Annotated in this window: 7 protein-coding genes, 1 tRNA gene and 1 pseudogene; 5 read left to right on the top strand and 4 right to left on the bottom strand. The window is 32.4% G+C overall.

Translation table 11 applies throughout. The features are described 5' to 3' along the window. Nucleotides 1–232: 232 nt before the first annotated feature. Nucleotides 233–2,836, bottom strand: a complete 2,604-nt coding sequence (locus tag LS73_RS06020; protein ID WP_052089593.1) for an ATP-dependent Clp protease ATP-binding subunit — start codon at nucleotides 2,834–2,836, stop codon at nucleotides 233–235. A 144-nt stretch (nucleotides 2,837–2,980) separates the two neighbouring features. After that, nucleotides 2,981–3,796 (bottom strand): MnmC family methyltransferase, encoded by an 816-nt coding sequence (locus tag LS73_RS06015; protein ID WP_034557898.1) that lies wholly within the window; start codon nucleotides 3,794–3,796, stop codon nucleotides 2,981–2,983. 84 nt (nucleotides 3,797–3,880) lie between these two features. Between LS73_RS06015 and LS73_RS06010 the strand changes: the two genes are divergently transcribed. From LS73_RS06010 to LS73_RS06000, 3 genes are all read left to right on the top strand, one after another. Then, nucleotides 3,881–3,968 (top strand) — tRNA-Ser (locus LS73_RS06010). Between the two features lie 55 nt (nucleotides 3,969–4,023). Then, a complete protein-coding gene (locus tag LS73_RS06005; RefSeq protein WP_172458484.1) occupies nucleotides 4,024–7,152 on the top strand; it encodes an efflux RND transporter permease subunit in 3,129 nt (1,042 codons plus the stop codon). 237 nt (nucleotides 7,153–7,389) lie between these two features. Then, a complete protein-coding gene (locus LS73_RS06000; protein WP_034557897.1) occupies nucleotides 7,390–8,853 on the top strand; it encodes an SLC13 family permease in 1,464 nt (487 codons plus the stop codon). A 70-nt stretch (nucleotides 8,854–8,923) separates the two neighbouring features. On the opposite strand, the gene LS73_RS05995 is transcribed toward LS73_RS06000, so the two are convergent. Then, on the bottom strand, nucleotides 8,924–11,182 hold the full coding sequence (locus tag LS73_RS05995) for a TonB-dependent receptor domain-containing protein (RefSeq protein WP_034557896.1): 2,259 nt from the start codon (nucleotides 11,180–11,182) through the stop codon (nucleotides 8,924–8,926). Between the two features lie 248 nt (nucleotides 11,183–11,430). Between LS73_RS05995 and LS73_RS05990 the strand changes: the two genes are divergently transcribed. Both LS73_RS05990 and LS73_RS05985 read left to right on the top strand, forming a co-directional pair. Next, a complete protein-coding gene (locus LS73_RS05990) occupies nucleotides 11,431–12,015 on the top strand; it encodes a hypothetical protein (protein ID WP_034557895.1) in 585 nt (194 codons plus the stop codon). A gap of 88 nt (nucleotides 12,016–12,103) precedes the next feature. Beyond that, nucleotides 12,104–13,519: a phosphomannomutase/phosphoglucomutase gene (locus LS73_RS05985; RefSeq protein ID WP_034557894.1), complete on the top strand. Its 1,416-nt coding sequence runs from the start codon at nucleotides 12,104–12,106 to the stop codon at nucleotides 13,517–13,519. Nucleotides 13,520–14,181: 662 nt separating this feature from the next. Here the strand turns inward: LS73_RS05985 and LS73_RS05980 are convergent. Further along, nucleotides 14,182–14,313, bottom strand: a pseudogene (locus tag LS73_RS05980) (restriction endonuclease subunit S); the annotation flags it as partial.

Genomic DNA, 14,313 nt, shown 5'->3' with positions numbered 1-14,313 from the left:
GAGTTTCTTAACCTAATGCTTGTTATATAAGTCATATAACTTGTCATATAAAGTAGAAGTGTTTCTAATGCAATATTTATTATTACTAAAGAAACTTCGTTTTACTAAAGAATCTTTGCTATTAATTTGTTTTACTTAAGTTTTGGTATTTGTATTAAGGATTTTAATTCTGCCGAAAATATCTATAATATAATGAATAATATAATGATATGTTTCAGCTTGTAGTTATTTCTTAAGAGTTGCTATTTTCTGTTTCATTCCTTGTAACGCTTATGTTTGGGATTCCATCATTTATAGAAAAGGTAATTATGCTTTTCTCTGGTAATGAATCATTAAGAATCATTGAGGACAATTTGTCCTCAATATATCTTTGTATAGCTCTTTTAAGTGGTCTTGCTCCATACATAGAATCAAAACCGCTTTTAGCAATATAGTCTTTCATAGAATCTGTGAGCTTCAATATAATGGCTTTATCTTTGAGCCTTTCTTGGACATTATTTATCAAAATATCAATAATGCTCCTTATATTCTGTTGGCTTAGTGGATTGAAGATAATCCTATCATCTAATCGATTAAGAAATTCTGGACGAAAGAATTTCTTTAATTCCTTGTCAATGGATTCCTTTATATCATTAGTATTTGTAGATTCCCTATTATCATATAATAGTTCGCTACCAATATTACTTGTAAGAATGATTACAGTATTTTTAAAATCAACTACAATACCCTTGTTATCAGTTAATCTACCATCATCAAGGACTTGTAAGAGAGTGTTAAAAACCTTTGGATGGGCTTTTTCTACCTCATCAAATAGCACAACACTATAGGGTTTCTTTCGGACTGCTTCTGTTAGTATACCACCATCTTCATGCCCAATATATCCAGGAGGTGCTCCTATTAGCTTTGATGCTTCATGTTCTTGCATATACTCGCTCATATCAAGTCTAATAAGTTCCTTATCGCTATCAAATAAGAATTTTGCTAAGGCTTTAGCACTCTGTGTTTTTCCTACACCGCTTAATCCAAGGAATAAAAAGCTAGCAATGGGACGATTTGAATCGCTAAGCCCTGCTTTATTACGCTTTATTGCACGAGATATAGCTTCTATTGCTTCATCTTGTCCTATTACATTTTTTTTAAGCTCATCTTCAATATGTAAAATCCTTTGCTTTTCAGATTGCAGCATTTTGCCAACTGGTATTTGTGTCCATTTTGATACGACTTCGGCTATGCTTTCTTTTGTTACTGCATACTTTAGCAATGAATCATCTTTTTGTAATTCATTCCATTTTAATTCTTTATCCTTAAGAATGTTTTGCAGCTTTGGAATCTCTCCATGCTCGATCTCCCCAACCCTTGAATAATTGCCATTCCTAAGTGCCAATTCGCTTTGTGTGCGCAAAGATTCTATGTCATTTTTTATCTTAGACATTTCATCAACTATATGTTTTTCATTATCAAATTTAGCTTGCAAACTTGCTAACTTTTCTTTTGAGCTAGCAAGCTCATTTTCTATTTCTCGTAATCTTTCTGTATTATTTTCTGTTTTATCCAAGTTTAATGCTACTTTTTCTACCTCAAGAGTTTCTATTTCACGCTTTACTTTTGATATAGCTTTTGGTTCAGATTCTATTTGCATTTTGATTTCTGCTGCAGCCTCATCGATTAAATCTATTGCTTTATCAGGCAAATAACGATTTGTTATATAGCGACTAGATAGCTTTACGCTTTCTACTAGTGCCCCATCTGTTATGCTTACATTATGATGAGATTCTAGGCTTTCTTTGATTCCGCGCATAATTTGCAATGCTTCGTTTTGTGTAGGCTCATTAATATTAATTGGCTGGAATCTTCTAGCAAGTGCAGCATCTTTTTCAAAATATTTACGATATTCTTTAAGCGTAGTTGCCCCTATGGTGCGTAACTCCCCTCTTGCTAATGCCGGCTTTAATATATTGGCTGCGTCCATACCACCTTCATTTGCGCCTGCTCCTACAATAGTGTGAATCTCGTCTATGAATAGTATAATGTCTTCATTTTTTTTCGCTTCATCTATTATGGATTTTATCCTTTCTTCAAATTCTCCTCTATACTTAGCACCTGCCATTATTGCAGTCATATCAAGCGCGATTACTTGCTTACTCTGTAAAGATATCGGGACATCTCTTTTTACAATATGTAATGCTAATCCCTCTACTACTGCAGTTTTCCCGACACCGGGCTCACCTAGTAGTATTGGGTTGTTTTTGGTCTTGCGTATAAGAATTTGCATCATGCGCTCAATCTCTTCGTTTCTTCCAATAACTGGTGAGATTTTATTTTGAGCTGCTAGTTTTGTAAGATTTATGCCATATTTTTCAAGTGCTTGTAATGAGTCATCGCTGCTTTGACTATCTATTTTAGTGCCATTTCGCATATCTTTTAATGTGTTAAGTAATTCTAATTTGTCAATTCCTCTTAGGTATTCCTTAAAATGTGAATCTATATTTGCACGCACAAAGCTATCTACACCAACAAAGCTATCTCCACTACTAGTAGCAAGTGCTAGTGCTTGCTCTAGGGCATTATTTAACTCTGATGATATTTGTATATTTTGGGAATTTACATTGCTAGCTGTGGGAAGATTTTTGATTTCTTTTGTCAGCTTATCAATCATTGCATTGATGTTTTCATTGTTTCTTTGCAGGGCTTGGTGTAGGATAAAGTTAGAATCAGCAATCATAGCAAGCAAGGTATGAATTGGCTTGACTTCTGGATTCTTATGATGAACGCTAAATTGCGCAGCATTATTTATAACATCTCTCATTTGGTTTGTTAGCTTTTCAAATATATTCATTTATTCTCCTTGTTCAAAATATAAATGAAAATATATCATATATTTAGCAATATTACTAATGAAGTGCTAATTTTATAAAAATTTTATATGAATTAAGTCATATATATTTAGTGTATAGCTATAAATATATATTAGTTATTTGATTTAGCCTTTATAAAAGACGCTTCCTAATTTATGCTTAATTACGCTAAATCCGCTATTGTTTGCAGATTCTAGGATATTTCTAGCCTTGGCATAAGTTGTAATGATAGATTTATTAGACGTTATATTAAAAAGCTGCTCAAAGTATTCCTTGCTCCATAACTCTCCATTTTGTGCTTGCGAAAATGCATCTTGAAAGACAATATCAAAGAAATTGTTTGGAAATTTGTGTAAAAAGCCAAGCGCATCACCATGTAAGAAATATAATTTCTGATCATTATTTATGTTTATATATGTATATACTCTATTTGTTTGCAATTGCTCTAGAATCTGCTTTGTGTTTAAACAGATCTGCTTTGGATAAGGAAAGCTCTTTAGCTCTTCTAAGAAATTATCTTTTTCTGGAGAATATATTTCACAATATGGAAAGCTTTGTAATGATATAAATGCGTTAAATCCTAGTCCAAAGCAAATATCAAGAATGCGCAATGATCTATTTTTTGATTTACTGCTTAGCATATTTTTGTTTAAGAAGTCTTCATTGGTATTTAATAATGTGCTATTTTTATTGTTTTCTTGTTCTGCTAGTTTGTTTATTGATTCTATAAGCTTAATATTAAAATCGTGCAGTGTGTTTGATTTTAGGCACTCTTGAAATATTATAGCTGGGATTATATGTTTGTATAATGTTTCTTTGTATGCTCCTAGGCTTTTTGAATGATAGCTTTGCTTATAGTATGTGTTATATAAACTAAAAGAGAAATCTTTGCATTCTATGAGTTTATGTTCATTAAATTGACTTAAATTGTTATGTTTCATCTATTACTTCATAATATTTGCTTTAGAAAATTAGGTGTGATTATATGATATTTTTAGAATCTTATGCTAAAATCCTAAGCCTTTAGAGAGGTGTCCGAGTGGTTGAAGGAGCACGCCTGGAACGCGTGTAAAGTGCAAGCTTTCGAGGGTTCGAATCCCTTCCTCTCTGCCATATCTTCATTTCTACTACTAATCAGTCCTAATATTAATTTAATTGAAGGGATATTATGATTTCTCGATTTTTCATTGAGCGACCTGTATTCTCGATAGTTTTATCTGTAATTATCACTTTAGTGGGTATTATTAGTATCTTTATCCTACCTGTTGAAGAGTATCCTCAAGTGGTGCCAAATGAGATAACAGTGCAAGCATCTTATAGTGGTGCGAATGCTGAAGTCGTAGCTAATACTGTGGCTAGCATTATAGAGGATAGTATTAATGGCGTAGAAGGAATGCTGTATATGAAATCTTCTTCATCTTCAAGCGGTGTTCTTAGTATTAGTGTATTTTTTGGCAATGATGTAAATGCTGATATGGCTCTTGTAAATGTTAGTAACAGAGTTCAAGCCTCTCTAACTCAACTGCCAGCTGATGTTCAAAGGGTTGGAGTTACCACGCGCAAAAGATCATCTACAATGCTAGCCGTATATGCTATGTATTCAGATAATCCAGCTTATGATGCTACCTATGTTGCAAATTATGGAATATTAAATGTGATTAATGAATTAAAACGGGTTCCAGGAGTTGGAGATATAATATCATTTGGCTCTAGGGATTATTCTATGAGGATTTGGCTAGATATAGATAAGCTTTCTCAAAATAATCTAACCCCATCAGAGGTTGCGAGTGTAATTTCAGAGCAGAATTCTCAATTTGCTGTAGGCTCATTTGGTGCACAGCCTATGCGAGATGATGTAACTTTTACATATTCTGTAACAACGCAGGGAAGATTCATAAATGCAGATGAATTTGGCAATATTATTATCCGTTCAAATAATGATGGCTCTGCCCTTAGACTTAGAGATGTGGCTAGAATTGAGCTAGGGGCAAAGGATTATAGCGTTAGCCCTCTCTTAAGTGGTAAAAGTGCTTCTGCATTTGGAATATCATTACAGCCCGGCGCAAACGCGCTAAATGTGGCAGATAACGTAGAGAGAAAAATGCAAGAACTATCTAAATCATTTCCTACTGGCATATATTATAAAAATGTATATAATACAACAGACTATGTAAAAATTTCCATTAGAGAAGTCATAAAAACATTTATAGAAGCTATTGTTCTAGTGGTTGTTATTATGTATTTCTTCTTGCAAAATCTCCGTGCAACAATAATCCCAGTTATCGCTATTCCAGTATCGATAATTGGCGCATTTGCGGGTATGTATGTGCTTGGATTCTCAATTAACTTGCTTACTTTATTTGGTCTTATTCTAGCCATTGGTATTGTTGTTGACGATGCTATTATCGTTATAGAAAATGTAGAGCGTATTATACATAGTGAAAAGTTAAGTGTAAAAGAAGCCACCATAAAAGCAATGGATGAGATACAAGGACCAGTTATAGCCATAGTGCTTGTTCTATGTGCGGTATTTATCCCTGTAGCATTTATTGGCGGATTTAGCGGGGCAATTTATAAACAATTTGCCATTACTATTGTTATATCAGTCATTATTTCTGGATTTGTTGCACTTACCTTAACTCCAGCTCTTTGTGTATCGATTCTAAAAGATACAAGACCAAAGCCATTTTACATTGTAAAAAGATTTAATGACTTTTTTGATTGGCTAACAATTAAGTTTGGGCAGCAAGTTGTTAAGGCTTTGAGATATGGCTTAGTGCTTGTACTTTGTTTTATTGCTATTATTGTTACTTGCTTGGGATTATTTAGTAGATTACCAACAAGTCTAGTCCCAAGTGAAGATAAAGGCTCAATGCTTTCATTTATTCAGCTGCCACCAGCATCATCTCTACCAAGGACTATTGTAGAGGGTAAAAAGGCACTTGATATATTAGAAAATGATTCAAATATTGATTTTGCTTTTTTGATTGCAGGTTTTGATATGTTAGCAGGTGCTGCTAGATCAAGTGGTGCAGTGATATTTACCACTCTAAAAAATTGGGGAGAGAGAAATGAAAGTTCGTTTAGCATTGCAAAACGTTTCATGGGAATGCTAAATAAAAATTTAGATGCAAATGTCTTAGTAACTAATCCTCCAGCAATATCTGGATTATCCATTGCGGGCGGTTTTGAAATATATATTCAGGATAGAAATAATGGAACATTAGATGAGCTTGAAAAGTATGCAAATCTTGTTGTAGCAAAGGCAAACGAGAGAAAGGAATTAGTAGGTGTTAGGAGTCTTTTTGATCCCAATATCCCACAGTATTTTGTTACATTGGATAGAGAAAAAGCTAAGGCTATGAATGTAAGTGTGAATGATGTATTTACTACATTGCAAAGCACTTTTGGGCAGTATTATGTAAACGACTTTAATTTGTATGGTAAGACTTATCAAGTCAATATTCAAGCACAAGATGAGTTTCGAAAAACACCAGATGATTTAAGTAGAATCTTTGTAAAATCTAAAAGTGGAGATTTAATTCCAGTTAGCACATTGGTAGATTTTGAGCGTGTAACAGGTGCAGATATTATTGATAGATTCAACCTTTTTATAGGCGCAAAGATTATGGGCAACCCAAGAGAGGGTTACTCTAGCGGCGATGCCTTGAGTGCTATTGAGGAAGTCGCAAGAGATGTTCTTCCAGATGGATATACTATAGCTTATTCAGGTTCTAGTTATCAAGAAAAGAATGCAAGCGGGACAGGAACTATTGCATTTTTATTTGGACTGATATTTGTGTTTTTAATTCTGTGTGCACAATATGAAAAATGGCTTATGCCTATATCTGTTTTAACAGCTGTCCCATTTGCAGTATTTGGCTCGTTACTTGCTACTACGATAAGGGGCTTAGATAATGATATATATTTCCAAATCGGGCTTGTTATGCTTATTGCATTATCAGCTAAGAATGCTATATTAATTGTTGAGTTTGCTCAACAATTACATGAGAAAGAGGGCAAAGGCATTGCAGAATCGGCTATTGGAGCCGCAAAACTTCGATTTAGACCAATTGTTATGACTTCTCTTGCATTTAGTATGGGAGTGCTTCCATTAGCTTTAAGTACTGGTGCTGGTAGTGCAAGTAGGCATGCTATTGGAACTGGTGTTATTGGTGGAATGCTTGCTGCAACACTTATTGCGATATTTTTTATACCGTTATTTTGGAGTTATATAGCCCGCTTTGGTAAATGGTTACAAAGCAAACGAAAAAATGATTCCAAATATTCCATTTAGAAATGTGTAGCAACCTAAAATATTATGATTTATCACTTGTAACAGCACTTAATAAGCATATTTTACAATTAGACTCTATGCTTCCGTAAGTGTTATCTAAAAATAAGCTAAAATAAGATTTATAAACAATAAGCTTAAGACCTCCAATGCCAAGTGTTATAGATTATTTCTAATAATTATTGTATTTTTTTAGTATAATCCTAAATCTTGCAAAACTAAAGCTACTTGGAGATTTTCATGCAACAAAATGAGACCATAGTATCTAAACAAGACTCTTTTAACGACACTAATGATCAAGCTAGCATTGCTACTTCCAAACAAAATAGTATTAAATGGAACAAAATATTTTTTGGATTAGCTTTGGCTATTATTGTTGGTATTATTGTGTATTTGTTTGCTTTTTACTATTTAGAGGCTTCTTTTAAAATATCATCGCTTATTGGAATTATAGCTTTGCTTGTTGTGCTGTGGACAAATAAGGCATTGCCTATGGGAGTTGTATCTCTGTTGCCTATAATCCTATTTCCTAGTTTTGGCATACTCGATACTAAGAGCACAACTTCAAATTATGGCAATCCTATCATATTCCTATTTTTAGGTGGATTTATGATTGCTACAGCGACAGAAAAGATTGGATTACATAGACTAATTGCTAAGGTTTTCTTATCGAAATTCCCTAAGACACCTCAAGGAGTAATATCTGCATTGGGTGTTGCTGCAGTTGTGCTTGGCACAGCTCTTTCCAATTCTACAGTGGCACTTTTATTATTGCCTGTTGCCATGTCTATAACTCAAGATAAATTTCTGCAAACTCGCTTTTTATTGGCAGTAGCCTTTGGTGCTAGCATTAGCGGCATTACAACGCCAATTGGTAGTCCTCCAAATCTCATTTACTTAGGTTTTTTAGAATCTCAAGGATTGCAAGGTGTTAGTTTTACTACTTGGATATTTATGATGTCTCCTTTGACTTTGCTTATGCTTTATGCAATGATTAAGATTCTATCCTTTAATACTAAGCAGAGGGAATTAAATTTATCCGCATTTGAATCTATATCAATTACATCAGAGCATAAAAGATTGCTTGGATTCATTATTTTACTGCTTATTATTTTGCTTATAAATTCTCCTATTAGACCTATTTATGATGGTTTAGGTTGGAATGAAAATATAATACTACTTACATTTGGTTTGATGATGTTTTTGCCTAAGGTAGGTTTTTTGGATTGGGAAGATTCAAAATCTATACCTTATGAGATTATCTTCTTGTTTGGTGCTGGATTCTGCATTGCAATGGCTTTTTCTCAAGCTGAATTAGGTCTTGCATTTGAGTCTTTTTTGTCTAATTTTTCAAATTTAAGTTTTGTGGTTATTATATTGTTATCATGTATAGGGGCGATTATTGCTACTGGATTCCTTTCCACAACTGCTTTGATTGCTATCTTATTGCCTATTATTAATGTTGCTACATCTGGATTCTTGAGTGATGTAGAAAGGATATTAATTATGCTTACAGTAACAATTTGCGCTAGCTTCTCCTTTATGATTCCAATTAGCACACCTCCAAATGCGATAGTATTCGCACAGGGTGGTATTAAGGCTTGGGATATGGTTAAGTTTGGATTCTTACTTAGTGTAGTTGGGATAGTATGTGTTACAATATTTTGCTCTTGGTATTGGTTGAGTTTCATTATAAAACCATAATATTTTATTTTTGATTCTGGAATCTTTAACAACTATAATAAATACTACATTGGTATTTATATATTCTAAATTAAAAATCCATACTTAGGCTTATTGCATATCTCCTACCTTCTTGAATAACATTATATCTATTGAAGAAAAAAGGTTGCATGCTTTTTGAGGAAGCTTTAGAATAAAAATCTGTATGGACAAAATCAATAAAATTTACATCAAAAAGATTATAAATTGCAAAATTAACCTTAAAATTTCTAGATATTTTATAACTACCTCCTATATGCACTAGAAAAAACGGTTTATAATAATTTCCTAGAATTTGGTTACGAATAGGAAATCTATTTGGATTTAACCCTCGAAATCTTTTGCCTTGTGCTTCTGCTCTTAAATATAAGTTCAAATTTTTATAATCCCAACTTAATTTTGAGTAAAAAAGATGTGAAAGAGTATTTTCAAGAGGATAGCCTTTCATTGCACCAGTTAACTGCTTACTATAAATATAAGTGTAACTTATATCAAATGATATTCCTAAGATAGGTTTCATTCCAGCAAAAAATTCTATACCTTGAATGAATGCTCTGTCAATATTGCTACGCAAAGCACAAAGTTGTCCATAAGCTTTTTGGCACTCTGGATCGGTTGCTCTGAAGTTCATGTTGGCAATCTTGTTATAAAATTGTGTATAAAAGTATGTCCCACCTATTTCAAGATAATCATTATCACTTAATATGCTTGCTTCAGCACTAAGGCTTATTTCTGGTTTAAGGTTTGGATTACCCACTGTTACCCTGTTTCCTTGATTACCTAATCCTATTGGACCATCTACTAGTTCATTTAAATAAGGTGCTTTATAACCTGAAGTAATACCTCCCTTAATTGTAAGCCAATCTTGCAAAATATTCCATACTAAATAAACTTTTGGAGAAGTATTGAATCCAAATCTAGAATAGTAATCTTCTCTAATAGCCAAGGTAAGACGAAAGTCATCAAATATTTCCCATTCATCTTCAGCAAATATTGCTATATTGTGCTGCGCAAAGGTGCTAGGATTGCCTATTAGGTCTTGCATAAATGAATACCAATATGTAACACCAACACTTAAGCTATTATCAAAGGGTAGATCAGTAAATATTTTAGATTCAGCAATAAAGTCTCTTCCTAAAATATCTCTATTTGTTGGAGGTTTTGCTAGTGAATTAAATCTGCTATTATTGAAGCTTTGATTGATTTGCAAGGAGTTTTGTATATTCCAACCATTGTAGTTTCCATTATGCGCAAGCAATAAGTTATTGCGCATTAGAATATATTTTCTTGCTACGCTTGTATGAGGACCCCATTGCTCCATACTATTATCAAACCCTTGTCTTGCAAATTGAGCATCAAAATAAAGATTATTATTAGAATCTGGATTCCATAAAAGCCTTGCACCTAAATCAAAATTATCATTTTCTGTCGGATTCCCTATTCCGCCATCAGGCTCACCTTTAACAATTTGCCCTAAAGTAAATTTACCTCCATTATTCCCAGTCATATTATTTTTGTTGTCACCAGTCTCTGTTAGAATTGGTCCGCTAAAAGTTATAGAAGAAGGCTCGTGATAAAAATATCTTCCTCTAAGCTGCAAACCTAATGTATTTTTAATAATTGGAATTGTTGTGAATATGTTGGCTATGTAATTTGAACCAAAATACCTATGTTCATTTTGCACTGTTTCTAAATTTACATTAATTGCGAATTTATCAATTCTTTTCTTAGTAATGATATTTATAACACCACCAATAGCATCGCTTCCATAAAGGGTGCTTAATGGACCACGTATTACTTCTATGCGCTCAATGGCATTAAGTGGTGGGAAAAAGTTATTATCAGCTTGACTATATCCATTATTAAATGTATTAATAGAGCCACCAACACTTTGTCTTTTACCATCTATGAGTATAAGAGTATAGTTGCTTGGCATACCGCGAATAGAAATATCAACATTACCTCCTCTTCCCATACTTTGCCCAATATCAACGCCTGGTATTCCTGCTACAATCTCTGCTAAGTCTTTATGTGGTTTACTTTCTATATCTTTTTGCGTGATTGTAGTAATAGATGCTGGTGCATCTTTTGCTAATTGCTCTGTGCCTTTAGCAGTAGTAACTATTTTTTCTATTTTATAGCTTGTTTGTATTTCATCTTTGTTGCTTGTCATAGTTTGCTTCTGTAGAGCAGAATCTATTTCTGCATATTTGTTATTTATATCTTCTTGATTAGAGTGAATCATATTTCCATAAGTAACCATACTACTAAAACAAAATAACAATGTATAGCATTGTAATGTTTGCTGCATAATCTAACTCCATAAAATAAATTAAGCGTTTTGTATATAGAAGCAGAATTATAAGATAAAAAACTATTATTGTATATTCTTTATTTTATAATTTTTATTATTAGTTGACTTTTTACAGCAAATACTTTTGCTTTTTTTGTAAAATATGAATATTGTTGATTAGCATTTATATTGTTTATATTGTTGAAACCATACTAGAATCAAAATGATATATCATGTCTTAATTATAAAATCATAAAGGTAAGGTTATGTTGATATTTAGCAATTTAGGTATATGTAAATATTTTGTTGAAATTACTCATTATGAAGATTCTAAAAGTATCATGGCTGATTCTTATGCTTTGATTTGTATTGATAATTGTGAGAAATTGGAATCTTATTTTTTGCTTGGTTTAGAATTGAAAAAGCAAGAAATTGAGTATGCTGTGCTCCTAGGAAGGGAGGCAAATTTTGCTATTAATGAGTTTAATAGCACTTCAAAATATCCTCATTATACTCATAAAAACTATCCTAGTGTTCAGAATTTACCCACAAATCAAATGTCATATCTACCGCTTAACCTCATCATACTTTTATTTTCTCAATTGGGTGCTAGTTTTTGTCTAATTGACAAAAGAAATTTCTCCTTATTGCCATTTGCCCAAAGTCTTGTCAATCATTATTTATTAGATATTAAGATTCTAGCACTTGTAGAATCTTATAAAGATATACAAAATTGTGGTTTTTGGAGACCAATAGTTTCGGATTTTTGTCAAGATTTACAACATGTAGTAATTGGTATTGATGGTATCGTTGAGAAAAATCTCTTAAAATATAAGAATCCTTGCTCTTAGGGCTAATACTAGAATCATTTATAAATTAATATGTTACAATGGTCTTCCATTATGTAGCTATAGGTTATAAACTATCAAGGTGATAACAATGTCAATATTTAGAGAATATGATATTCGTGGTATTTTTAATCAGGATTTAGTCCAAGATATAGTTTGTAAGATAGGCTATATATTAGGCAATATTATAAAGAAATATGATAGTAATGTAGCTATTGGTTATGATGCAAGAACGCATAGCACAACATTATTTGATTGGCTTTCATCTGGTTTTGCTAGTGCTGATGTGCAAGTTTATAATCTTGGCATGATTCCTACACCTGTTGCATATTTTTGCACATTTACTACAGATATTAAAAGCTCTGTGATGATTACAGGTTCACATAATCCCCCTGAATATAATGGTTTTAAGATTACTATCAATCAAGCTCCTTTTTATGGCAAGGATATTCAAGATATTTCTAAAATACTCAATGATGTAAGCTTTCCAATCAAGCAGGCTAAAGTTATTGAGAGATTTGATATATTGCAAAATTATATTCGCTTTATTAGCGATGAGTTTTCTTGTTTAAAGAACTGGAAAGAACGAGTTGTATTTGATTGTGGTAATGGTGTAGCAAGTCTAGCTCTTGAGGGAATATTGCAGAATCTGAATATAGATTCTATTAATTTATATTTTAAGCCAGATGGGACATTTCCAAATCATCATCCAGATCCAAGTGAAGATAATAATCTAGCTGATATAAAGGAGACATTGAAGCAGAATAACTTGCACATAGGTATAGCTTATGATGGAGATGCTGATAGAGTGGGGCTAGTTTCTCAAAGGCATGTTTTTAAGGGTGATGAATTGGCAATATTGTTTGCCAATGACATATCTAAAACAATCCCAAATCCTATTATTATAGGTGAAGTAAAATGCTCTCAAGTTATGTATGATTACATCAATAAAATAGGCAAGGCGGTAATGTATAAAACAGGTCATAGCAATCTCAAAGTTAAGTTAAAAGAATTAAATGCCACATTAGCATGTGAGATGAGCGGACATATATTCTTTAATGATAGATATTTTGGTTATGATGATGCAATTTATGCAAGTTTTAGAATCTTAGAGCTAATTTATAATGCAGATCAGGAAACTAGCTGTGAGTATGCAATTAAGCCATTAGAGGATATGATATTTTCCTTACCACGAAGCTATAGCACTGACGAAGAGAAAATAAACACAACTGAAGACAAAAAGTTCCTTATCATTTCGAATATACAAGAATGCCTACAATCCTTAAAATCAAATCAATCTCAAGATAACTTGAAAATTCCGCTTATAAAGGACATTATTACCATTGATGGCGTGCGAGTTATATTTCCAAATGGTTGGGGTCTTATAAGGGCAAGTAATACTAGTCCTGTAATTGTTACGCGCTTCGAAGCCGCTTCAATGGAAGATTTAGCCTATTATAAGGATTTTTTGCTTGATTTATTAAGTCAGCAGCAATCAAGACTATAAACTTTGATTAAGCTTCAAAAACAATTCGTTTAGCGAAGCTATGCTAAGGCTTTGAGCTACCAGATTCCCGCAAGGACAAATATCTCCTCTCAACTTATCATATTAAGCATTCGTAAAATGCGAAACATCTCTAAAAGCATCTCATTAATAGAGATTCTTCATCTAGCTTTAGGCTAGGTTTAGAGTGATAATAGGAGTAGATACTTCATAATGATAAAATGAGTAATACAACTAAGATATGATAAATTGTATTGTTATATCTATCTTACTTATTCTTGCTTAGTATCTTATTTGTCATGATTTAAGCCTCTATTTTTATTTGTTGTTCTAAATCTTTTTTCTTGTCATACTTAGTATTCAAATAATATAAAGCATCTACAAAGTATCTACCTTGTTATGATTTAGTTTAATGGGTATTCTTTATTTATCTTGTTATGATTAATGCTTTTGCATAGCAAAAGCTTAAATATCTACTTTGTTATATTGAAGGAGTGAAATGATTAAAATATCTTTATTATTAGAATCAAATTTGTCATATTTGTAGTCAAGGGTAAAATCCTTGAGGATTGCAAGAGGTTTTTACATAGTAAAAAGGAAATGTTTTAGTTGCTATACCCTTTCAACATAACAATGGGAATATCTTTATTATTAAGAATCTTTATTTATTTTGCTTCTTTAAAGCTTAGTAGCTTTTCTCTATAATATTCATATTGTTTGCGTCTTAAGCTTATCTCTGCTGGTATTCCTTGATTTAAGTCATTAATAAGTGAATCAAGCTTATCTAAAATCTCTAC

Origin of the sequence: Helicobacter muridarum (assembly GCF_000765805.2) — a bacterium.
In the GTDB taxonomy this organism is placed as follows: Bacteria; Campylobacterota; Campylobacteria; order Campylobacterales; family Helicobacteraceae; genus Helicobacter_A; species Helicobacter_A muridarum.
The sequence above is the reverse complement of the archived record's forward strand: the minus strand, read 5'-3'. Positions and strand labels throughout refer to the sequence as shown.